The following is a 21,619-nucleotide window of genomic DNA, read 5'->3' on the forward strand; positions in this document are numbered from 1 at the left end:
TGCCGCGGCCGCGCGTCACGTTCTCCAGGAACGGGACGACGTCGTCCGGGCCCTCGGGGCCGCCGAAGGAGAGCAGCAGCAGGGCGTCGTACGGGGCGGGATCGAGCTGATCGGACATCGGGAGTCCCCCGGGAAGGAGTGGGCGGTTGACGAAGGTGCTTCCCGTCCGCGCCCGGCCCGGATGCGGTGGTCCACGTTCGGGTGAGCCGGTTCGCACGCGCCCCGTGCCGGCGCCGCCCCGCCACCGGTCGCCCGCGCGGCCGTGGCACCGGGATCCGCGGGGTCCGGTGCATCCGGGGGCGGTACGAGCGCCGAATGCCGTGCACCCGGCACCCGCGAGGAGCAACCAGCACATGCGTCGAATCCCTGCCGCACCCCCGGCTCGATCCGGTGCGGACGGCCGGGGTCCGCGACGCGATCCGGCGCGCCGGGCCCGATCCGCACGACTTCCGGACGACCCGTCAGGACGGCGGCGAACCCGCCCGGAGCGTCGGGCCGGGACGAGATACGCCGCTCCCTCCCGGCGACGTCGATCCCCGGGGGAGGGGGAACTGGGGTATTGGTGGACTGCCCGAGGACGGACGCCCGATCGGCCCCCGCCGCTCCGCGGGCGACGACCGGGGACGGTGTCCGCGCGACCGAGAGGAGACGGGATCCATGCGGTGCGACGTGGTCATCATCGGAGCGGGGGCGGCCGGCCTGTCACTGGCCTGGCGCCTCCTCGCCCCTCCGCCCGGCGCACCCGTCCCGGACGTCGTCCTGATCGACGCGCCCTCAGGCCCCCTTCGCCCGCCCCCGCGCACCTGGTGCTACTGGGAGGACGGCCCCGGCGCGTACGACGCCTGGCTGACGTCCTCGTGGCGCCGGGTGAGGCTGCACGAGACCGGCGGGCGCTCCTTCCACCGCGACCTGGGCGGGCTGCGCTACAAGATGCTGACGTCCGAGTCGTTCTCCCGGGGACTGCGCCCGCTCCTGGGCGGGCTGCGCCGGATCGAGGCCACCGCCGACGGCGTCGACGACCGGCCCGACCGCGTCACCGTCACCTGCCGGTCCGCCGACGGCGCGGAGGTCCGCGTCCGCGCCCGCTGGGCCTTCGACACCCGGCCCCCGGTCCCGGAGCCGGAAGCCCGCGTCCGTCTCCTCCAGCACTTCGAGGGCTGGTTCCTGCGCACCGAACGACCCGCCTTCGCGCCGGACGCCGTCGACCTCATGGACTTCCGGACGCCGCAGCCACCGCACGGCCTCTCCTTCGGCTACGTGCTGCCGCTCTCCCGGCACGAAGCCCTCGTCGAGTACACCGAGTTCGGCCGGGAGGCCCTGTCCGACGGGGAGTACGACGCCGCCCTGCGCCACTACACGGGATCCCTCCTCGGACTGGGCGACTTCGACGTGCGCGCGGTGGAGCGCGGCCGCATCCCGATGACGGACGCCCGCTTCCCCCGGCGGGCGGGCCTGAGCACCTTCCGGATCGGTGCTGCCGGCGGAGCCGTGCGGCCCTCCACCGGATACGCCTTCGCCGCCATCCAGCGGCAGACGCGCGCCGTCGCCGCCCTCGTGCACGCGGGCCGCGAACCGCTGCCCCCGCCCGCCTATCCGCGGCGGGCCCTCGCGATGGACGCGATCCTCCTGCGGGGCCTCGACACCCGAAGGATCTCCGGCCCCGGCTTCTTCACCCGTCTGTTCGCCGAGGTCCCCGTCGACACGCTGCTGAGGTTCCTCGACGGCGGGACGCGCCCGACGGAGGAGTTCCGCATCGGCCTGCACACCCCCGTCCTCCCCATGCTCCGCACGACCGCGGAACTGCCCTTCCTCTCCCGCCGGCGCTGAACCGGCGCCCCCTCCCACGAGAGCGAGCCCACGCGATGCGCCCCACCCGTCACGCCAGTGCCCCGCGAGGCCGCGACCGCAGAGCGGTCGTCGTGCCCGCCGCGCCGGGGCTCGGCCGGACGCCCGCCGGCCGACGTCCCACCTGCGCCGTCGTCGGCGGCGGGATCGCCGGGATCGCGGCGGCCACGATCCTCGCCGAACGCGGCGTCGACGTCACGCTCTACGAGCGGCAGCCGGCTCTCGGCGGCCGACTGGCCGGCTGGCCGGACCGGCTGAACGACGGTTCGGCCGTGACGATGAGCCGCGGATTCCACGCCTTCTTCCGGCAGTACTACAACCTGCGCGGACTGCTGCGCCGGATCGACCCCTCCCTGGAGCGGCTGACCGGCCTGCCCGACTACCCGCTGCGGCACGGCTCCGGCCTCCACGACAGCTTCGCGCGGGTGCCGCGCACACCGCCCTGGAGCGCCCTCGGGTTCGTGGCCCTCAGTCCGAGCTTCGGCTGGCGTGACCTCGCCCGGATGAACGCCCCTGCCGCGCTTCCCCTGCTCGACGTCCGCGTCGCCGACGTCTACCGGCGGTACGACGCCGTCAGCGCGCGGGACTTCCTCGACGCCATCCGGTTCCCGCCGGCCGCGCAGCACCTCGCCTTCGAGGTCTTCTCCCGCAGCTTCTTCGCCGACCCCGGAGAGCTGTCCGCCGCGGAGCTCGTGCTGATGTTCCACATCTACTTCCTGGGCTCGTCCGAGGGCCTGCTCTTCGACGTGCCGAACGAGCCCTACCCGCAGGCACTGTGGGACCCCCTCGCGTCCTACCTGCGCGGCCACGGGGTCCGCATCCTGACCGACACCGCCGTACGGGAGATCGTCCCCGCCCCGGAAGGCGGGCACACGCTCTCCTCCGCCGACGGCTCCCGGCACGTCGACGCCCTCGTGCTCGCGGCCGACACCGCGGGCCTCCAGGGGATCGTCTCCGCGTCCCCGGCCCTCTGCGACGCGTCCTGGCGCGCCCGGATCGGCGCGCTCCGCACCGCGCCGCCCTTCCTCGTGTCCCGTCTGTGGCTCGACCGGCCGGTGGACCCGCAGCGCCCCGGTTTCCTCGGGACCAGCGGATACGGCCCGCTCGACAACATCAGCGTGCTCGACCGCTGGGAGGGCGAAGCCGCTCGCTGGGCCGCCCGCACCGGCGGCTCGGTCGTCGAACTGCACGCCTACGCGGTCGATCCGTCGACGGATCCCCGCACGCTCTCCCGCGAACTGGTGGCGCGGCTGCACCACGCCTGGCCGGAGACCCGTACCGCGACCGTGGTGGACGAGCGGCACGAATTCCGTTCCGACTGCCCGCTCTTCGAGGTGGGTGGTCACCGGAACCGCCCCACCGTCCACACCTCCGACCCCACGGTGACGGTCGCCGGAGACCTGGTCCGCACCGAACACCCCGTGGCCCTCATGGAACGGGCGGCCACCACGGGCTTCCTCGCGGCCAACGCCCATCTCCGCCGGTGGGGCCTGCGCGGCCAGACGCTGTGGACCGTTCCCACCGCCGGGCGCTCCGCCGCGCTGAGGCTCCTCGCCCGCATGGCCCCCGGCTCCACGCCCTGACAGCCTGGCGAACCGCCCGCGGCCCGGGCCGTTTCTTCGGGTCGTCTCGCTGACCAGCTGAAGACGGTGGCGAGGGAGAGTCCGGCGAGGTGGGCGGTGGCGGTCTTGATCAAGACCGAGGCATCAGGGCCAGTCGCCATGCGGGTCAGCCCACCGCCCGAAGCGGCACCTGAACATCCTCACAGTCGTAGCGGGTGGCAAGGCCGCGCCGTTGTTCGAGCTCGTTGACGCACCGCTCGACCGTGTTGCGCTGCTTGCAGGCCTCGCGGTCGAAGGCCGGTGGACGGCCACAGATCCGGTCGGACCGCTTGCGGTTGGCGGTCTGGTCGGAGGGCTGCGGGATCACCGCCCGGATCCCGCGCCGGCACGGGTGGGTCCGGATCGCCCGGGACGAATACGCCCACCGTCCGGGCCGTGGTCGTTGTTGGCCTGGTCATTGAGAGGCCATCTCATGTGGCTGCCGACGCTATCGAAAGTCGCTGGTAGAGGCGTCTCGATCGCTGTTGAATGCGCCGATGAGCGACTACTGGACGCCAACCCACTACGCGGTCGAGCACGAGGACGCGGAAACCCTGGCCCGCCTGCTCGCCCGCGGTGCCGACCCTGATGAGGTCTTCAGCAACATGACGCTGCTGACGCACGCGATCGATACCGAGGGCGATGGCGCCCTGCAGAGCGGCCAGCCGTTGACGGTGCACACCACGGCCGTGCTGCTGGCGTTCGGCGCGGACCCTGAACTCGCTGATCCAGACGGCCACACTCCTCTGGAGGTGGCCACTTCCTACGATCACGACCCGGCCGTACAGCTGCTGCGTACCCACATCAGCAAACGAGCCGGCGGTAGCAGAAGAGGACGCAGGCGATGGTGGTGAAGGCGAGGAAGTGATCGGTCTCGCGTTCGTAGCGTCGGTGGAGCCGGCGGCAGCCCGCGAGCCAGGCCATGGTGCGTTCGATGGTCCGGCGATGGCGGCCCAGTCGCTGCGAGGACTCGACGCCCTGCGGGCGATGCGGTGGGTGATACCTCGCTCGCGTAGCCATCGTCGCAGGTGGGAGTAGTCGTAGCCCTTGCCACCGTGAAGTTTGCCGGGCTTGCGCCGCCGAGAGCCGCGGCGGGACCGGATCGGCGGTACGCCCTTGACCAAGGGGATCAGGGCCTGGCTGTCGTGCAGGTTGGCTGCCGAGATGCCGGCAGAGACGGGCAGACCAGTGCGCTCGGTGATCAGATGGATCTTCGAGCCGTACTCGCCCCGGTCAACAGGATTCGGACCCGTCAGCTCCCCCTTTTCATGACTCGCCCGTTCACCGAGTCGATCGCACAGCGGGACCGGTCCAGATCGCCTCGCGAGCCGAGAGCGTCGAGGACAGGCGGTGGAGCTTGGCCCACACGCGGGCCTTCGTCCATTCCGAGAAACGCCGATGGGCCGTCGCTCCCGACGACCGGAACGACGCGGACGGCAACTGCTGCCACGTGCAGCCCGATGTGGCCACGAACACGATCGCGGCCAGCACCTCCCGGTCGCCATGCCGACGGCGGCCACCGCCCTGGGGCCGCGAGGGTGCCTCCGGAACCACTCGCTGGAAAAGTTCCCACAACTCGTCCGGCACCAGCCGTTCGACGATCCCCACCACGAGCCCGCACCCTACCGGCTAGCCAAATGAGATGACCTTTTGCCCTCAGGCCCGTCCCCACACCCCTCGCCGACCGCCCTCAGGCCCGTCCCCGCGTCGTCCCCGTACGACCTTCACCCGCCGTTCGCACCGCCGCGTCCGCACCCCATGGATAAGTGCGACTAATGGTTTCCTCTCGGAAGACTAAATGGAACTTTTCGTTCCGGGCGGGGAGGCTGGACCCCATGCAGCCACGTTTCCTCTCCTCCAGCTTCCTGGCCCTGACCGGCACCGTGGTCTTGTGGGCCTCGGCCTTTCCCGCCATCCGGGTCGGGGTCGACGGCCTGGGGGTCCAGGGCCTGTCGTTCCTGCGCATCATGATCGCTGCCGTCGCCCTGCTGCTCGTGGCCCCCTTCGCGAAGGTCCGCACGCCCCGGCCCGGCGATCTGCCCCTGATCGTCCTGTGCGGGGCGACGGGCATCACCGCCTACCAGCTCCTGCTCAACCGGGGCGAGGCGGAGGTGGCGGCCGGCACGGCCAGCCTGTTGATCGCGATCACCCCCGCCTTCAGCGTGCTGCTGGGAAGCCTGGTCCTCAAAGAGCGGCTGAGCCGCAACATCGTCCTCGGCAGTGTCGTCGCGCTCGCCGGCGCGGCCATCGTCAGCATGGCCAAGGGCGCCGGCGGGTTCACCGCCTCCGCCCTCGTCGTCCTGGCCGCCGCCGTGGTCCAAGGGGTGTACCACGTCGCCACCAAGCCCCTGCTGCGCCACTACACCGGCCTGGAGGTCGCCACCTACGCGATGGTCGCGGGGACGGTCCTCGCCCTGCCACTGGCCCCCGCCACCTGGCACGCCGCCCTGCGGGCACCGGCCGACGCCTTGGTCTCCGTGCTCTACCTCGGCTTGCTCCCCTCCGCGTTCGGCTTCGTCATCTGGGCGTATGCCGTCGCCCGACTGCCGCTCGCCACCTCCACCGCCGCCCTGTACCTGGTCGCGCCGGTGGCCCTGCTCGTCTCCTTCCTCTGGCTGGGCGAGGTGCCCCACCCGATCGAGCTGGTGGGCGGAGCGGTCAGCGTCGCGGGAGTGGTCATGATCAACCGGCGTGTCCCCGGCCGCCCGGCGGCCGACCAGCCCGTGACCGCGCACGACGAGAACACCCGCCCCGGGCCGCACCGCATCGTGGAACCCGTCTCCGGCCCCGGCCCGATCAAGGAGTAGACCGTGCTCGACGTACGACGCCTGCGCATCCTGCAGCACCTCGCCGCGTACGGGACCGTCGCCGCCACCGCGGAGGCCCTCCACCTGACTCCGCCGGCGGTCTCCCAGCACCTCGCCGCCCTGCAGAAGGAGGCCGGCACGCCGGTGGTGGAGAAGCAGGGACGCACCCTGCGCCTGACCGCGGCCGGTGAACTGCTGGTGGCTCACGCCGAGATCATCCTCGCGGAGCTCGCGGCAGCCGAGTCCGGTCTGGCGTCCCTGCGGAGCGGTCGGCGCGGCATCGTGCGGATCACCGCCTTCGCCTCCGCCGCCCGCACCCTCGTCGTGCCCCTGTGGCAACGACTGGCCGACGCCGGTACCGCCCCCGAGCTGTCGCTGAGACTGTCCGTACAGGAACCCGACCAAGCCCTCGACGAACTGCACAAGCGTTCCACCGACCTCGCCCTGGTCCACAGCTACACCGTGCTGCCACGCAGCTTCCCCGCCGCCTACGAACAGGCCCTCCTCATGGAGGAACCGGTGCTGCTCGCCCTGCATCCCCGCCAGGCCGACGAGCTGGGCCTGCGGCCCGGCGGACCGGTGGACCTGTCTCGCACGGCGGACATGCCCTGGCTCACGCCCGGACCGGAGACCTCCTGCTACGAGATGATCCAACGCGCCTGCGGCGCCGCCGGCTTCGTCCCGGACATCAGGGCCCGAAGCAGCGACTTCGCCGTGCTGGCGGCCTTGGTCGCCGCAGGAGCGGGCATCGCCCTCATTCCTCGCATGGCACTGCCCGACGCCACCGGGCCCCTCAGCCTCCACCCCCTGCTCCACCCCGTCTCGCGGTCCGTCTTCACCGTCAGCCGCGCGGGAACCGGCAAGCACCCCGACCTGCGACGCGTACGGCAACTGCTCCACGACTCAGCGGCGGCCACCGGCACGCAGCACCTCGCATAAGCGGACCTGCGTCGAACCCGGATTCGACCTGCGGGCCGGTCCCGAGCACGCGCCCTCATCCGAACGTGCACCAGGGGCGGACACGCGCCGTGACGCGGAGTGGCGCCCGCGGACGAAGGGAAACGACATGACCGAGCGCGGCAGCCCGCGGACACGCAGCCGCGGCGACCGGACGACGACGGGAGCGTCCCACCCGCATCACCGACGTTCTCGCGGGCACGAGCTCAACGTCACCCCACCGACGAAACGGACTCCACCGTGACGAACGCAGCACCCGCGGAAACCGGACGACGACGCGAGGGCTCGCGCCTCCTCCTCGTGGCCCTCCTCGCCCTCTGCTACGCCGTCGCCGCCCTGGGCGCCCTGGCCACCGGGGACGCGGGCGAGACTTACGAGGCGCTGGACCGGCCTGCCTGGGCACCGCCCGGATGGTTGTTCGGCCCCGTGTGGACCGTGCTGTACGGCACCATCGCCGTGGCGGCCTGGCTGGTGATCCGGAAGCCTCACGGACCCACGAGGAACGCCATGGTCTGGTGGTCGGTCCAGCTGCTCCTCAACCTCGCCTGGTCCCCGGTCTTCTTCGCCGCCGGCGAGTACGGGCTGGCCTTCCTCGACATCTGTCTCCTCCTGGTGGCCCTGGCGGTCACCATCGCCTTGTTCGCCCGCCACCGCCGCGCCGCGGCTCTCCTGCTCGTCCCCTACGCCCTGTGGGTGACCTTCGCCGCGGCCCTCAACCTCGGCATCTGGCTCGCGAACACCTGACGCCCGGGAGCTGTCCGGCCGGTCGCGCGCGTGTCGCTGTGCCCCTTCGTGCGAAGGGGTGACGGCGGTGGTGAGGGCTCGCGAGACAGCCGTGGTGACGGCGCGGAAGGTCATGGACGCGGATTACGCCGGTGAGGGGACGGCCCCGGCGCCGGAGCGGACAGCCGGTTCCAAGGGCTGTCCCGCAACGGACTCGGCGGGACAGGGCTGCTCGAGCCCGGTGGGGCTGGTGGGGGCGGATAGTGTGGAGCAGCGCATCGGAGTGGCGGTCTTGGGGGCACGAGTGGGACGCAGCAGGCTGCCTGTCGAGAACGCGGGCGAGGGCGATCTCTGTCTCTTCATCGAGCCGTACGGTGAGGACTTCCATCTGAAACCCGGGGAGGTCTTCACGGTCGCGGCTGAAGCCGAGGGGATCGATGTCTGGTTCTCCACCCTCGTCTGGGAGGGGGGCATCACGGTGTGGCCCTATGAGGACGGCGACCCGACCAAGATCGTCCTGGAGTACACGGTGACGGACGCCAACGGCACCCGGCTGGAGTGCGGCCACCAGAGGCCCCCCGGGCCGGCTGGCTCCGACGTGGCTGAGCTGGGTTGACCCTCTGGGTCGCTGGGCCGGGGCCTCGCCGAGGAGTACTGCTCCCCGTTCGTGCGGAGACGGCCTCGACTTGGAGTCCGCACCCCCATGGTCAGCTTCTGCTCCCCTCTTCGTGCTTCGTGGTGGAGCCGGAGTTGGCCGGCGTCCGTTGCCGGCTGCTTCCCGCTCGCGCGGGGATGGCCCCGTCCCGCGTCGTCCGGTGCCGTGCGTCGCAGGGCGGAGGGGCACCCTCGTGCCGGGCGTACTCGTGCGTCCCGACGACGCGGCGAGGTGCTGTGCCGGGCGGCGCGGGCCCGGCACGATCCGGAAGGGGCGGCCTAGCCCGGGAACCGGCCCGTGCTCCGCAGTCGCCAGCGGCGCTCCGCGTACGCCAGGTCGTCGCGCCACAGGCGCCCCGCCGCGGACCGCATCGCGGGCCGCAGCAGGGGTGCCAGGGCCATGACCGCACCGAAGCGGGGGCGGTCGGACGTCGCCAGGACCGCCTCGACCACGGCGGTGCGCGGGCGCCCGGCCCCGGCGGGGGTCAGCGGCGTGGCGTGCGTCTCCACCACGGAACCGGCCCCCTCGCCCTCCACGATCCGCATGGTGACCGTCCGGGGTTCCGGCGCCGTGAAGGCGGCGGTCACCGGCACCACGGCGCGGCCCACCACCTTGAACGACACGCGCACGACGAGGGCGTCGGCGGCGTCGGCGGCGTCGTCCGCCGGAGCGGAGAGCACCTCCAGGTCGACGAAGGAGTACGGGTGGAGCCACGCGCCGTGCCAGGGGTCGAGCCGGTTGGCGACGACGTCCTCGGGCTCGCACACCCCGGCGCCGGTGTAGACGGCGGCGATCGCCGCCCCGCCCGGCGGCCGGGGCGGCACCACGGGGAGCGCCGTCGGCTCCTCGCCGCCCACGCGGTCCAGCCGCACCCACACGAGAACGCCGTCGTCGTGCACCGGCCAAGGCTCCCAGCCCGCGAACGGGGAGCCGTCGAGAGCGAGGCCGTGCCAGCGGCAGATCAGGGTCCCGCACCGGACCACGCCGTCCTTCAGCGCGGCGCCGAGGTGCGGGCAGACCCCGGAGCCGGCGCGCACCTCGCCCCGGGCGTCGCGCCAGAGCACCACCTCGGTGCCCGCCACGTTCCGTCCCGCGGGGCGATCCGCCCGGATGTCCTCGCTCGCCCCCACGACGTACCAGTTGCCCGAGGGCCGGGACGCCGCCCGTTTCAGTCCGGCGGCGATCGCCGCCGGACGCGCCTGCCGCCAGGTGGCCCGCTGGCCCTCCCAGGGCACCGCGTCGCGCCGAAGGCTCAGCGGCAGGCGACGACGGTCGCCCCGTCCGTGTCGTTCCGTCACCTCAGGTCCTCTCCCGCGCGCTCGTGCCCTCCCGGCCCCGGAGGCTCCGCGCCCCGGACGCCGTCCGTCCCGGTCCGCCTCCGGCCGCGGGAGCACCGGTCCGCCATCCGGCACGCGCGGCCCAGGCCCGCGCGAGGCCGGGCAGCGCGATCGACGCCCGTCTGCGCGCGCCGACCACGGCCCGCCGATGCACCACCGGATACCCCTCCTTCTCGATCACCGCCAGGATGTCCCGGTACAGGACGAACGCCGCCCGCACACAGGGCGCGGACACGGGCTCCAGCAGGTCGATCCCCGGCTCCGCGTCCCGGTAGACGCCGCGGGTGAGAGAGGCTGCCGCGCGCAGCGCCTCGGTGATCCGCCGGTCGTGGGACCCGGTCCGCCTGCTCCACCGCAGCAGCTCCCCGTCCACACCGGACGCGGCCAGCAGATCGGCCGGCAGGTAGACCCGGCCCCGGTCCAGGTCCTCCCCGACGTCGCGGAGGAAGTTCGTCAGCTGGAAGGCGATCCCCAGCGCCGCCGCGTAGGGCTCGGCCTCCTCCCTCGGCACGACGGTTCCGAGCACCGGCACCATCTGCAGCCCGATGACCGCGGCCGACCCGTGCATGTACGCGCGCAGATCGGCGTAGGTCGCGTACTCCCTCACGAACAGGTCGCTGCGCATGGAGGCGAGGAAGTCGTCGAAGTGCCGCGCGGGGATGCCGAGGCGCTCACGGGTGTGCGCCGCCGCGGTCACGGTGGGGTCCGCCACCGCCTGTCCGCGCAGCGCCCGGCGCCATTCGGCCTCCAGGACGTCCAGCGCGGCCGCGCGCTCCTCCGCCGACGCGGAGCCGTTCTCGTCCACGATGTCGTCCGCCCGCCGGGCGAAACCGTACAGGGCGTGGACCGCGCTCCTGCGGTCGAGCGGCAGCAGCCGCGTGGCGAGGAAGTACGTCCTTCCGTGGCGTGCGTTCAGCCGGCGGCATTCGGCGTAGGCCGCCCGCAGCGCGGGGTCGTACGCCTCGGCCGCGTCCATTTCGCGGTTGGTCACGAGATCTCCTGACTGCCGCCCGCGACGGCGGGCACCGGGCGCCGCCGTGCTCCGGGTGTCGCTCCCGTGATGCGGTGGGCGGCCAGTCTCCCCGAGATGAGCACGGGCGGCACGCCGACGCCGGGTGTGGTGCCGCAGCCCGCCAGGACCACGTTCTCCGTGCCCCGCACGAGGTTGCGCGGACGGAACGGCCCCGTCTGGGCGAAGGTGTGGGCGACCGAGAAGGGGGTGCCCGCGCTGTGTCCCATGGCCGTCCAGTCGGCGGGGGTCACCAGGCACTCCGCGTCGATGGCGTCGCCGAAACCGTCCAGTCCGCGCCGTTCCAGTTCCCGGACGAGGGAATCCCGGTACGCCGGGCCGAGCTCGCCCCAGTGCAGCGGGCCCGGCCCGATGTCGGTGTTCGGGCACGGCGCCAGGACGTAGTGGAGGTGCCGGCCGCGCGGCGCCAGCGCGGGGTCCGTGGCCGTGGGCCGGGTGACGAGGAGGGAGGGATCCGTCATCAGCTCCCCGGTACGGGTGATCTCCTCGAACGTCCGCGACCAGGCACCACCGAAGAAGAGGGTGTGATGGGCCAGGACGGGCCAGGTGCGGTCCGTCCCCGCGTGCAGGACCACGGCGCTGGGGGAGTGCCGGGTCCGTACGGCCCGTCGCGGCGCGCGGCCCAGGAGGCGGTAGGCGTGGGCCAGTTCCGTGGTCAGCACCACCGCGTCGCACGCGATCCGCCCGTGCTCCGTCAGGACACCGGTCACCCGCGCCCCCGACCGTTCGAGCGCCTCGACCCCCTCGCCGAAGCGGAGGTCGGCCCCGGCCCGCCGGGCGGCCTCTGCCATCGCCACCGGCACGGCGTGCATCCCGCCCCGGGGGAAGTACACGCCCGCCACGGTGTCCATGTACGCGATCACCGCGTAGGCCGCCATCGCCCGCGACGGCGGCACGCCCGCGTAGAGGGCCTGGAACGAGAAGACCCGCTGCAGGCGTTCGTCCTTCAGGAAGGACCCGATGGCGCGGTCCAGGCGCCCCAGCCCGCCCAGCGCCGCCAGCCGGGCCAGGTCCGGATGGAGCAGCTGCGCCGGCGAGTCGAAGTTCGCGCCGATGAACCGGTCCTCTTGCACGGCGTACAGCCGGCCCAGCCAGGAGCGCAGCCTGAGGTAGCCGTCGGCCTCCCGGGCCCCGGCGAAGCGCTCCACCTCGGCCGCCATCGCCGCGGCCTCCGTGTGGACGTCGACGGCGCTCCCGTCCCGGAACAGCGCCCGGTACGCCGGGTGGAGCGGAACGAGCTCGACCCGCTCGCGCAGCGAGTCCCCGACGGCCGCGAACGCCTCGTCGAGGAGGGCGGGCATCGTGAGGACGGTCGGCCCCGTGTCCACCCGGAACCCGTCGAGGTCCAGCCGCCCGGCCCGCCCGCCGGGTACGGCGTCGCGCTCGACGACGGTCACCTTCCGGCCGGCCCCGAGCAGATGGAGCGCCGCCGACAGACCGGCGAACCCCGCGCCCACCACGACCACGTGGTCCGTCCTTCCCGGAACGCGCTTCACCGCACCCCTCCCGTCACCGCCGCCGAGGACCGGCGCTCCGGTTCCCCCGGGCCGGGGTCCTCCGCGGCGGCACGCGACCCGACCTCCGCCGGCGTGCGGCCGCAGGCGTCCAGGAGGAGCCGTTCCAGCTGCTCGGCCGGCCCGGGCACCAGGTCCGTCCGCCGCAGGGCGCCGACGGCCCGCGCACACAGGCCGTCCACGCGCGCGGTGACGTGCGCGCGGGCCCCGTGCCCGTCGAGCAGGTCCCGCACGCGGCACAGGTCGGCGTCCGTGGCGGCGGGGGATCCGACGACCGTCTCCAGCATCCGCAGCCCCGCGGTGTCGCCGCGGCGGACGCACAGCGCCCTTCCCACCGCCATGAGGTAGGTCGCCTTGCCTTCGCGCAGGTCCTCGCCCGCCGGTTTGCCGGTGCGGGCCGGATCGCCGAAGACCCCCTGGAGGTCGTTCTCCAGCTGGAAGGCGATGCCGGCGCACAGCCCGGCGCGGCGGAGCTCCCCGACCGGCCCCTCCCCGGCCCCCGCGAGCCGTGCCCCCAGCAGGAGGGGATGCACCGCCGAGTAGCACGCCGTCTTCAGGACCGCGGTCCGCAGGGCGAGACCGCGCGAGCGCGAGCCGGTCATCTGCGCGTGCAGATCCAGGTACTGCCCCGCGACCATCTCGGTCCGCATCGCCCGCCACTGCGCGCCCAGCCCCGCCGAGTGCGGGGTTCTCAGCAGGGCCTCCGCGAACACGTCGTCCGCCCAGGCCAGGGCCAGGTCCCCGGCCAGCACCGCGGCCGACCCGCCGAAGCCCGCCAGGGGGCGCGTGGACCCTTCCGCCCCGTACTGGCGGTCGAGCGCGACGTGGACGGCGGGCTCACCCCGGCGCGTCCGGGACCCGTCCATGACGTCGTCGTGGATCAGCGCGCACGTCTGCACGAGCTCGACGGCCGCCGCCGCGCGCAGCGCCGCGTCGGCCTCGTCGCCGTCCCCGCCGACTGCGCGCATGGCCCACCACAGGAGCCGGGCTCTGCGGCGGTGGCCGCCGGCCGTGAAGCCGGCCACGCGCCGCGCGATGTCCGCGGCGAAGGTCCCCTCGATGGCCAGGGACTCGTCGATACGTTGTCGGAGCACGTCGTGGAGGACGAGGTCCAGAGCCGCGGTGACGTCGCGGTCGACCGTGTGCGGATCGAGCGTCTGCATGTGGGTTCCCTTGCTGCCGGGCGTCTGGCAGTGCGGTGCGTGGTGGACTTCCCCCTCTCTGTGCCCCGCGGATGCGGCACTCCGGCAGGGCTTGGGCCACCTGGCCCTGTTCCGCGCGCGCCGCGCCGACGGTTTTCGACCGTCACGGGGACGTCGGGGCGGCTTCCGGCGGCGCGTCCCGTGGCTCCGGCCCTCCGGGTACGGCAGGCTGGGAGGCCGAGTGAGGGGATGCCCATGGCCATGCTCCGTGACGGACGACTCGCCGCCGCGTTCGACCACGCGTCGACGTCCTACGACCTCATGACGTCCGCCAGTCCCGGCTACGCCGCCCACCTGCGCCGATCCGCCCGCCGCCTCGGCCTGCCGGGGAGGGGCGCCGGACTGACCGTGCTGGACCTGGGGTGCGGCACGGGCACGTCCACGCGAGCCCTGCTGCGCGCCGCGCCGCTGGCCACCGTGATCGGCGTCGACGCCTCGGCCGGCATGCTCGCGCGCGCACGGGCGAAGACCTGGCCGGAGAGCGTGTCCTTCGTCCACGCCCCGGTCGAGGACATGGCGGAGGTCGACGCGAGAGGCCCGTACGACGCCGTCTTCGCGGCGTACCTGCTGCGCAACGTCGCCGACCCCGACGCCGTGCTGCGGGCCGTCCACCGCCTCCTCCGGCCCGGCGGCCGACTCTCCGTCCACGAGTACAGCCTCAGGGGCCGACCGTCCGACCGGCTGGTCTGGAAGGCCGTCGTCAACGGCTTCGTGCGGCCTTGGGCACGCTTCCACGGAGACGCCGAGCTCTATCGGCACCTCTACCGCAGCGTGCTGGAGTTCGACTCGGCGGGAGACTTCGCCGACCGCCTCCGGCGTGCGGGCTTCGCCCGAGTGCGCTGCCTGCCGCAGCCCGGCTGGCAGACGGGCGTCACCCACACGTTCGTCGCCGAACGTCCTTGAGCGGTTCCTTCGAGCGGAACGCGCCCGCTCCGGGCATCCGCACCTCCTGAACCGGCTCCACCGGCCCGGGACGACCGGGCCGGAGCCGTCCGCGCCCCACCTGCCCGGTCCGGCCCTGGACCGGTCCGGCTCCTCGACCGGTGTGGCCCCTCGACCGGGGCGGACGGCGCGGGTGCGGGGTCGTTGCGGGGGCCGGTCGGAGTGCGGCGGAACTCGGAGGGGACGGCCGGCAGCCGGTCGGTCACCGGGCAGTCGGTCCGCGTGAGCCGGCGCACGACGGATCCCCACCGGCACCGGCCCCTTCGCGAAACCTGGCGTCCGCCCGGAATGAGGAGGCGTTCCGGGGGTACACGACGTCGCGCAGGAGCGCGCAGGGATGAGGGAGAACGATGCTGCGGAACGCGGAGCGTGCGGACAGGCGGCCGCTGATGAAGGACGTCCTGTCGGCGTCCGGCCTCTTCGAGGGCAGCGAGGACATCGCACTCGCCCGTGAGCGGGCACGCGCCTTCCTCGCCGACGTGCGGGCCGTCCACGGCCTGCCGGTGTCCGAAGAAGCGGCGGCCGCGACGGAGCTGGTGGTCAGCGAGCTGGTCACCAACGCCCGCAAGTACGCGCCCGGCCCGTGCCTGCTGACCCTGGAGGTCGCCGACGACGCGGTCGAGGTGACGGTGTGGGACAGCAGCCCCGCCCTCCCGGCCGTCCTCGGGCCCGATCCCACCCGGATCGGCCGACACGGCCTGGAGATCGTGATGGCGCTCGGCCGGAGCTTCGCCGTCCACCGAGAGCCGGTCGGCAAGCGCATCACCACGACGATCGCCCTTGCCGACGGCCCCTGCGACAGCCCCGTCGGCCGTCAGCCGTGACGGAGGGACAGGAGCGCACACGACCCACCCCGCCCACCGGGCACGAGGTGCTCGGAGTGGAGAGGGGAACGACCGTGGAAGAGCTGGTGGGGGAGGCGCAGCGGCTGCTGCGTCATCGGACCTGGATCCCGACCTCGGCCGAGCGCGTGGTGGCCGGGAAGGCCGCCACCGAGCTGCACGCCGCCGTCGGCGACCCGCGGTCCCAGCTGATGCTGTCCGAGGTCGACCGGCTGGCACACCTGCGCGAAGCGCTCGCCGCCCTGGCCATCGGCCTCGCCCACGTCCATGGCCGCCTGGCCTGGTTCCTCGGCGCCACCGTCACCGCGCTCACCCCGATCCTGCACTGGCGCGCCCTGCCCGTCGACGACGGTCTCGCCTTCGGAACCGTACGACCGACCCTTCAGCAGTACGAGGAGGCCGAGGAGGCGGTCCGCCGGTTGCGCGCCGCCCTCGCCGGCATCGCCACCGTCTGACCCCTCCCGGGTGCCGCGGGCCGCATCGCCCTGCGTGCCCGGGATCTCCGCGCGTCGTCACCGGCACCGATGCCGGCCGCCCCGTGCCGGGTCCCTGGCCCTGCCCTTCGCCGGGCCTCGCCGGTACCGAGCGGGGAGCGTACCCGCAACGGTGTTCCGGCTGACGGACCGTCAACATCCTGGCCCCCGCTGTGGATCCCACGCCGCCCCGCCTGTCGCCCCGAGGGTGGGGGGGTCTTCCCGGCAGTGCGGTGACTGTCCGTCACCGAAGCCTCCGGCGCCCTGTCGGCCAGTCGAGTGGTCCCCGGCGATTCGAGCGCCGCGTTCCCGTCGTTCCGTGATCGATGGCATCTGATGAGCGGCAGCTCGTAAGTACGACAATCACTTCAACTCGAAGGGGCTCACCATGACCCTGTCCCATCCCGTGCGCCGCACCGGCATCCGCACCGGCGCGACCATGGCCGCGGCGACGGCGATCGCCGGCATCTCCCTCGTCGGCGCCCCGGCCGCCCACGCCGCTCCCGGCGACAGCGGCGACCTGAACATCCGGTCCGCCGGCTGGCACTCGCAGGGCCGGGACGGCGCTCAGGTCTGCGCGTTCCGCCTCGTCGCCAGCAACTTCGAGTCCCTCCCGGCAGTGCCCTGGACGATCACCGAGCAGCCCCCGACCGTGCCCCCCGGCGACACCCTGGTCAGCACCCTGCCGCTCATCAACGGCGAGGCCCGCAGCGACCGTTACCTCCTGCCGGAGGGCACGTACCAGCTCGTCTGGACGGTCCCGGCGGGCCCGAAGAACAGAAGCTTCAAGATCGACTGCGACAACCGTGCCGCGGCCCAGGGCTCGAACCGGCCCGCCCGCCCGGCAGACGCCCCCGCCGCCGTCAACTCCGCCGCGGACTACAAGCAGCCCAACGGCGGCGTCCCGGCGGGCGGCGGCGCCGTCCCGGACCTGGAGACGCTCAGCGCCGAGGAGGACTCGTCCTTCGGCACCGGAGTCGCCCTGACCGCCGGCGCGGTCGGCATCGCGGCCCTGGTCATGGCCCGCCGGTCCGCCGTGCGCCGTGCCCGCAACGAGGCATAGGACGCACCGCCGCCCCACCCGACGGCGGGGGCCGAGCCGCGCGTGCCGGCTCACGATGACCCTTACGGTGACGTTCACGTCGCTGGCGGGCATCGTGACGGGCTGCTCGGACTCGACCGAGGAACTCGGCCCCCCGGCCGCCACCGTCCGCGCGGACGACGCCGCGGGCGGCGGCACCCCGCCGGTGCGACCGGCCGCGCACGCACCCCTGACGCGCTCGCACCCGGTGAAGGTCGCCGTCCCCGCCCTCTTCGTCGAGGCCCCCGTCACCCCCCTCGAACTCGACGGACGGGGACGGCTCGGCGCCCCGCCGCTGAGCAGGCCGATGACGACGGGCTGGCACCGCGCGGGACCGTCGCCCGGAGAAGAGGGTGCGGCCGTACTCGTCGGCCATCGCGACACCCGCACCGGGCCCGCGATCTTCCTCAACCTCAAGGCGCTGCGCCGGGGCGACACCGTCAAGGTCACCCGCGCCGACCGTCGCGTCGCCGTCTTCACCGTCGACGAGGTGAACACGTACTCCAAGGCCGACTTCCCCGACGACAAGGTGTACGGGACCACCGGCCGCGCGGAGCTCAGGCTCATCACCTGCGGCGGCCGCTTCGACAAGCGCGACGGTTACGCCGACAACGTCGTCGCCTTCGCCCATCTCACCGCCACCGAGAAGAAGGCGTGACTCCCCGCCCCGGCCGCCCGCACCCCCCGCCCGGCCGGCGCGCCCCTGCGGTGACACCCTGCTCCTGTACGACGGGGCCCGTACCCGACCCGACCGCGAACTGTACGGCGACGACGGCCCCGTGCGCCTTCACCACCGTCCGGCTCCCGGCGGGCCCACGGGCTCCGATCACCGTTCCGAGGGGGCTCGGCCGGTCCGGTGACGGACTCGACGCCGCCGCGCCGCTCCAGCCCTGACGCCCTTGCACCCCCGCCAGACCTCCGGCGCCCCTGTGCCGGAACGTCCCCGCTTGCGCGGAGACGGAGTCCGCGCTTGGGCGGTACGGCCTGCCGCCATCCCTGCTCCCCGTGGTCGCGGGGAGCGGGCGTGCGGCACGGATACCTGGATCCTGGACCCCGGAACACCCCGCCCGCCGACGGCGGGCGGGGTGTTCCGGGAGGCGGTTCAGCTGATCGGGCCGAAGATCTCGGTGCGGTCGAAGTCGGCGTCCATGCCGTCCAGCACTGCTCCCAGCTGCTTCTCCTCGTACCTGAAGTGCGTCTCCATGACCGCCTCGATCCCGTCCAGGTGGTGGTGTGCCACCTCCGGGTCGGTCGAGTCGGCCACCGCCCTCTGCAATTCACCGATGAGGTGCTCGATCATGTTGTGGTCCTGAGTCAGCTTCGCGACCACCGGCGCCAGGTCGGGCCGCGCCCGTACCAGTTCCGGGAAGAGCGAACCGTCCTCGGCGCGATGGTGGCCGGACAGGGCGGCGCAGAATCCGTGACAGAACAACAGCAGATCGGTGGCGGCGCCAGAGGGGTCGCCACCGTCCAGTCCCGCCCGTGCCAGCGCCAGCGCATTGCGCAGCTTGTTGTGCACGCGCTGCAGTTCCCCGCCCCAGGCGGTGACACGGTCAGCAGGCAAGAACGTCCTCCCGCCGTGTCCGGGCCGCGCACACGGTCGTCCAGGACGCGGTGCGCGGCTCGCGCGCGAGGAGCTCATGCGGCTCGCCGCCGTACGGTACCGCCGCTGTCGTCGATGCCCGGGTCCACTCCAGGGCGTGGGGCAAGCCCGGCGAGTCCTGAGCGGTGGCCCATGCGAAGGGAGGACGCGCCGACGCGTTCACGTGCTCGGCCGGGAACGGGTCCGGCAGCAGTCGGCAGGACAGGACGGGGGCGGCGGGTCGGAGGCCGGAGAATCGAGTCTCGGCAGGGTGAGGCGTGATCTTCTGTGACATCGGGGTGGGAATGGCCGGAGCCACCTTTCGATACAACGCCTCCATGCCTGACGATCCACCCGCCACCGGCACGCGACGCTATCCGAGACTATAACCACCAAAGCCGGAAGGGCGGTTGCGTCGCGCTGCCGCAATGGCGCCGGGATGAGCGGCCGGTCTCCGGGGACCGCGAGCCGGCGTCATCCGATGGGCCGGCCGTGCCCGCGAGTGGGGCCGGACATCTGTTCCGCGAACGTCTGACGTGGGAACGCCGTGTTCCCGCACCGGAACCGCCGGACCCGCAGCTGGAGCGCAACGCTTCGTCCGGCAGTCGGTACATCGGCGAGAAACCGGCGGCAAGAGCGGTGAGCCCGGCTCGAGCGGACTCCGCGTCCCGGGCAGGCGGCGTCGGCCGTGGTGCACTGCGCGTCAAGGCGCGCCGCCTCGACAGCCACGCCCGCCGGCCGCACCGCGGCGTCCGCGATCGACCGGAAACGACAGCTCCTTCAGCCTGGGCGCAACGTCTTCCACGACCCGGACCGTCAGCCCGGCGGCACTGCCCACCTCCCGTTCCCGGGCGGCTTCGCCCACCGCCGGAGGCGCTCAGCCCTCACTCGCCGTCGTCGCTGCGCGAAACCCGAGCCGGAACCCGTTCTCGTGAACGAAGCCGTTCGCGCGCCCAGCCCACCACTGCGCTCACACCAGGGCGGCCGGACGACGCCCCACGGCACACAGCCGGACGAAGGCGCGCTCGTGCCGGAGCGGTACGCCGGCCGCGGGAGGCACCGCAAGCCGGAACGGAGGAGCACCGACCGCCCTGGCTGCGGCAACACCTCCTGGGGAGGTGCCTCCCTGGGGCCGACGACCTTTCGGCCGTGGCGGGCGTGTTCTGGGGGCGTGCGGGCCGAAGCCCTTCGCCGCACGCTATCCGGCCAGGTCCGATGGCTTTGTGCCATTCGCCGGCAACCCGGCCCCACCCTCACCGAGGTGCCACTACACAAGAAGGCCGGCGGCAACATCCAGCCGTGCCAGCGGGGAAGGCCAGTCGGTGGGGAGACCGGACGAGCGATGACCATCGGCGTGGCGGTGCTGCTCGTAGTCGTCGTCATCTGGCGGCTGGGGCGGCTCCGGCGGCTGGGGCGGCTCGGACGGCTGGGGTGGCGCGCGGAAGCCCGCAGCCGCTTCGACGAGAAGCCGACCGTCGACAGGGTCCTGGCGCCGGGCGCCCCGATCGCCCCCGCTCCGGCCGGAGAGGGGAGCGCGAACTTCCCGGGGCAGCCGGCGAGCGGTGTCGCGCAGGCCGGCCGATGAACCGGCGTGCGGGCGCACGCCGGGGACCACGGACCTACGGAGCGGGGGAGTGATGGCAGCACGTCGACGGCGTCGGGGCCTGAAGAAGAAGACCCGCAAGCAGCTACAGGGCTGGGGAGCGGTGGCGGCGGTGATCGCTGTGGGGTGGGCCGCCGGGAACTGGTCGCGTGTGTGGCCCGTCCTGGTGGCCGTACTCGCCGCGGCGGTGCTGGGCGGAGCCGGCTGGGCGCTGCTGCGGGCGCACCGCCAGGCGGTCGGCCAGGACCTCGCGTGGCGGGCGCAGGAGGAGGCCCGGGCGCGCGAGTCGTCCATGGCCCAGGTCGACGCCCTGACGTGGCAGGAGTTCGAAACCTACATCGCGGAACTGTGCCGCCGGGACGGCTGCACCGGGGTCGTCGTCAGCGGCGGAAGCGGCGACCTGGGCGCGGACGTCGTCGGCTACCTCGCCGACGGCCGCAAGCTGGTCATCCAGTGCAAGAAGTACGCACCGCACCGCAGGGTGCCCTCACAGGACATGCAGAAATTCGTCGGCACCGCGCGCCTCGAACACGGCGCGGACGTCGCCCTGTTCGTCACCACCTGCCAGGCGTTCACCAGAGACGCGCTGGGTCTGGCGCTGCGCCAGGACATCGTGGCCCTGCACCGCGACCTGCTGGGCTCCTGGGTCAAAGGCGCTCACCTGGAGACACTGATCCCGCTCAACGGCAGCGGCACCGGACGGCGCCGCTGACGGGCTGCCGCGACGCCGGAGGCTGCCGAGGCAGCCTCCGGCGTCGCGGGCGACTGGACACCGCCCCCTGGGCACGTCCTGCCGAGCGGGTGCGGTTCTGAGCAGGCTCAGTGGCCCGAACCGCCGTAGTACCCACCGAGCTGGTCACGATAAGCGGGGTCGCCCAGGTGCTTTTCCTTGTCGAACTCCGGCGCGTTCTTGATCTGCTCCTTGGTGAGCGAGACCAGGATCCGCCGCTCGTCGTTGTCGATGACCGTCACGGTGCTGGCGGGCAGCAGAACTTCCTTGCCGAAGATCCATACGCCGGTGTCGACGACGATGTACTGGTCGACCACCTCGTTGGAGTACTTGTCGACCTTGCCGATGTGCCCATCGGTGGCTTCGACCCTGTACCCCGTGAGGTCGCTGTCCGGGCCGTGACCGGCGGTCGGAACGTAGCTCCACATCTCGTTGCTCATCAGGACTCCTCGGTCGGTATCCGTGGTGCGGAATCTGTAGTGCGGAATCTGTAGTGCGGAATATGAGGTCGTGGAGGACAGTGCCATGCCACTGACCGAACCACCATTTCCGCTCGCCTCCACGCCTCGCGGGTAGGGGGAAGCGGTGATCCGGAACGGTTTTCCGGTTCTAGTTCCGGAAGGTGTCCTTGATGTCTTCCTTGGCGTGGCGGGCGTGGCCCTTGGCCTGTTCGGCCCGGCCTTCGGCGGTCATCC

At 73.3% G+C, this 21,619-nt stretch carries 21 protein-coding genes and 3 pseudogenes; 14 read left to right on the forward strand and 10 right to left on the reverse strand.

The window, feature by feature from the left end:
- Nucleotides 1-118: pseudogene (locus IE287_RS36970) on the reverse strand (ferrochelatase); the annotation flags it as partial.
- A 539-nt stretch (nucleotides 119-657) separates the two neighbouring features.
- Here IE287_RS36970 and IE287_RS36975 point away from each other — a divergent pair.
- Nucleotides 658-1,827: a lycopene cyclase family protein gene (locus tag IE287_RS36975; RefSeq protein ID WP_189853809.1), complete on the forward strand. Its 1,170-nt coding sequence runs from the start codon at nucleotides 658-660 to the stop codon at nucleotides 1,825-1,827.
- A gap of 35 nt (nucleotides 1,828-1,862) precedes the next feature.
- Entirely contained in the window at nucleotides 1,863-3,428 is a 1,566-nt protein-coding gene (locus IE287_RS36980; RefSeq protein WP_189853810.1) for an FAD-dependent oxidoreductase, read from the forward strand.
- Between the two features lie 184 nt (nucleotides 3,429-3,612).
- On the opposite strand, the pseudogene IE287_RS39580 reads toward IE287_RS36980, so the two are convergent.
- Nucleotides 3,613-3,858, reverse strand: a pseudogene (locus IE287_RS39580) (IS5/IS1182 family transposase); the annotation flags it as partial.
- Between the two features lie 85 nt (nucleotides 3,859-3,943).
- Here IE287_RS39580 and IE287_RS36990 point away from each other — a divergent pair.
- Nucleotides 3,944-4,300, forward strand: a complete 357-nt coding sequence (locus tag IE287_RS36990) for an ankyrin repeat domain-containing protein (protein WP_189853811.1) — start codon at nucleotides 3,944-3,946, stop codon at nucleotides 4,298-4,300.
- Here the strand turns inward: IE287_RS36990 and IE287_RS36995 are convergent.
- Nucleotides 4,251-5,057: pseudogene (locus tag IE287_RS36995) on the reverse strand (IS5 family transposase). The gene IE287_RS36990 and the pseudogene IE287_RS36995 overlap by 50 nt on opposite strands.
- A 224-nt stretch (nucleotides 5,058-5,281) precedes the next feature.
- On the opposite strand from IE287_RS36995, the gene IE287_RS37000 reads away from it, so the two are divergent.
- The 4 genes from IE287_RS37000 (at nucleotide 5,282) to IE287_RS38960 (ending at nucleotide 8,549) form a co-directional block, all read left to right on the forward strand.
- Nucleotides 5,282-6,253, forward strand: coding sequence for a DMT family transporter (locus IE287_RS37000; protein ID WP_189853812.1), 972 nt, complete (start codon nucleotides 5,282-5,284; stop codon nucleotides 6,251-6,253).
- A gap of 3 nt (nucleotides 6,254-6,256) precedes the next feature.
- Nucleotides 6,257-7,192 (forward strand): LysR family transcriptional regulator, encoded by a 936-nt coding sequence (locus IE287_RS37005; protein WP_189853813.1) that lies wholly within the window; start codon nucleotides 6,257-6,259, stop codon nucleotides 7,190-7,192.
- Nucleotides 7,193-7,450: 258 nt separating this feature from the next.
- Entirely contained in the window at nucleotides 7,451-7,954 is a 504-nt protein-coding gene (locus IE287_RS37010; RefSeq protein WP_189853814.1) for a TspO/MBR family protein, read from the forward strand.
- Nucleotides 7,955-8,021: 67 nt separating this feature from the next.
- Nucleotides 8,022-8,549: a hypothetical protein gene (locus IE287_RS38960; RefSeq protein WP_229883985.1), complete on the forward strand. Its 528-nt coding sequence runs from the start codon at nucleotides 8,022-8,024 to the stop codon at nucleotides 8,547-8,549.
- Between the two features lie 317 nt (nucleotides 8,550-8,866).
- On the opposite strand, the gene IE287_RS37020 is transcribed toward IE287_RS38960, so the two are convergent.
- The 4 genes from IE287_RS37020 to IE287_RS37035 are packed head-to-tail and all read right to left on the reverse strand — an operon-like array spanning nucleotide 8,867 to nucleotide 13,632.
- The gene (locus IE287_RS37020) at nucleotides 8,867-9,886 is read right to left on the reverse strand and encodes a Rieske (2Fe-2S) protein (RefSeq protein WP_189853815.1); all 1,020 of its coding nucleotides are present in this window, start codon (nucleotides 9,884-9,886) and stop codon (nucleotides 8,867-8,869) included.
- Nucleotide 9,887: 1 nt separating this feature from the next.
- Nucleotides 9,888-10,916: a phytoene/squalene synthase family protein gene (locus tag IE287_RS37025; RefSeq protein ID WP_189853816.1), complete on the reverse strand. Its 1,029-nt coding sequence runs from the start codon at nucleotides 10,914-10,916 to the stop codon at nucleotides 9,888-9,890.
- On the reverse strand, nucleotides 10,913-12,451 hold the full coding sequence (gene crtI / locus IE287_RS37030; protein WP_189853817.1) for a phytoene desaturase family protein: 1,539 nt from the start codon (nucleotides 12,449-12,451) through the stop codon (nucleotides 10,913-10,915). The genes IE287_RS37025 and crtI overlap by 4 nt, the downstream gene beginning before the upstream one ends.
- The gene (locus IE287_RS37035) at nucleotides 12,448-13,632 is read right to left on the reverse strand and encodes a polyprenyl synthetase family protein (RefSeq protein WP_189853818.1); all 1,185 of its coding nucleotides are present in this window, start codon (nucleotides 13,630-13,632) and stop codon (nucleotides 12,448-12,450) included. Before IE287_RS37035 ends, crtI begins: the two co-directional genes overlap by 4 nt.
- A gap of 234 nt (nucleotides 13,633-13,866) precedes the next feature.
- Between IE287_RS37035 and IE287_RS37040 the strand changes: the two genes are divergently transcribed.
- The 5 genes from IE287_RS37040 (at nucleotide 13,867) to IE287_RS37060 (ending at nucleotide 17,667) form a co-directional block, all read left to right on the forward strand.
- On the forward strand, nucleotides 13,867-14,574 hold the full coding sequence (locus IE287_RS37040; protein ID WP_189853819.1) for a class I SAM-dependent methyltransferase: 708 nt from the start codon (nucleotides 13,867-13,869) through the stop codon (nucleotides 14,572-14,574).
- 389 nt (nucleotides 14,575-14,963) lie between these two features.
- A complete protein-coding gene (locus IE287_RS37045) occupies nucleotides 14,964-15,437 on the forward strand; it encodes an ATP-binding protein (RefSeq protein ID WP_189853820.1) in 474 nt (157 codons plus the stop codon).
- Between the two features lie 74 nt (nucleotides 15,438-15,511).
- Complete coding sequence (locus IE287_RS37050) at nucleotides 15,512-15,910, forward strand: hypothetical protein (RefSeq protein WP_229883986.1); 399 nt, start codon at nucleotides 15,512-15,514, stop codon at nucleotides 15,908-15,910.
- A 406-nt stretch (nucleotides 15,911-16,316) separates the two neighbouring features.
- The gene (locus IE287_RS37055) at nucleotides 16,317-16,991 is read left to right on the forward strand and encodes a hypothetical protein (RefSeq protein WP_189853822.1); all 675 of its coding nucleotides are present in this window, start codon (nucleotides 16,317-16,319) and stop codon (nucleotides 16,989-16,991) included.
- Between the two features lie 55 nt (nucleotides 16,992-17,046).
- Entirely contained in the window at nucleotides 17,047-17,667 is a 621-nt protein-coding gene (locus IE287_RS37060; protein ID WP_189853823.1) for a class F sortase, read from the forward strand.
- Nucleotides 17,668-18,111: 444 nt separating this feature from the next.
- Here IE287_RS37060 and IE287_RS37065 read toward each other — a convergent pair whose 3' ends face one another.
- Both IE287_RS37065 and IE287_RS39585 read right to left on the reverse strand, forming a co-directional pair.
- Nucleotides 18,112-18,528, reverse strand: a complete 417-nt coding sequence (locus IE287_RS37065; RefSeq protein ID WP_229883987.1) for a hemerythrin domain-containing protein — start codon at nucleotides 18,526-18,528, stop codon at nucleotides 18,112-18,114.
- A gap of 537 nt (nucleotides 18,529-19,065) precedes the next feature.
- Nucleotides 19,066-19,335, reverse strand: coding sequence for a transposase family protein (locus IE287_RS39585; protein WP_373307983.1), 270 nt, complete (start codon nucleotides 19,333-19,335; stop codon nucleotides 19,066-19,068).
- 598 nt (nucleotides 19,336-19,933) lie between these two features.
- Between IE287_RS39585 and IE287_RS37070 the strand changes: the two genes are divergently transcribed.
- Together IE287_RS37070 and IE287_RS37075 are read left to right on the forward strand one after the other, a co-directional pair.
- The gene (locus IE287_RS37070) at nucleotides 19,934-20,176 is read left to right on the forward strand and encodes a hypothetical protein (protein WP_189853825.1); all 243 of its coding nucleotides are present in this window, start codon (nucleotides 19,934-19,936) and stop codon (nucleotides 20,174-20,176) included.
- A 52-nt stretch (nucleotides 20,177-20,228) separates the two neighbouring features.
- Entirely contained in the window at nucleotides 20,229-20,906 is a 678-nt protein-coding gene (locus IE287_RS37075) for a restriction endonuclease (protein ID WP_189853826.1), read from the forward strand.
- Between the two features lie 107 nt (nucleotides 20,907-21,013).
- On the opposite strand, the gene IE287_RS37080 is transcribed toward IE287_RS37075, so the two are convergent.
- Nucleotides 21,014-21,364 carry a PRC-barrel domain-containing protein gene (locus IE287_RS37080; RefSeq protein WP_189853827.1) on the reverse strand — a complete coding sequence of 117 codons (351 nt, stop codon included), beginning with the start codon at nucleotides 21,362-21,364 and terminating at the stop codon, nucleotides 21,014-21,016.
- Nucleotides 21,365-21,619 lie beyond the last annotated feature (255 nt).

Origin of the sequence: Streptomyces omiyaensis, from assembly GCF_014650895.1 — a bacterium.
Taxonomy (GTDB): Bacteria; Actinomycetota; Actinomycetes; order Streptomycetales; family Streptomycetaceae; genus Streptomyces; species Streptomyces omiyaensis.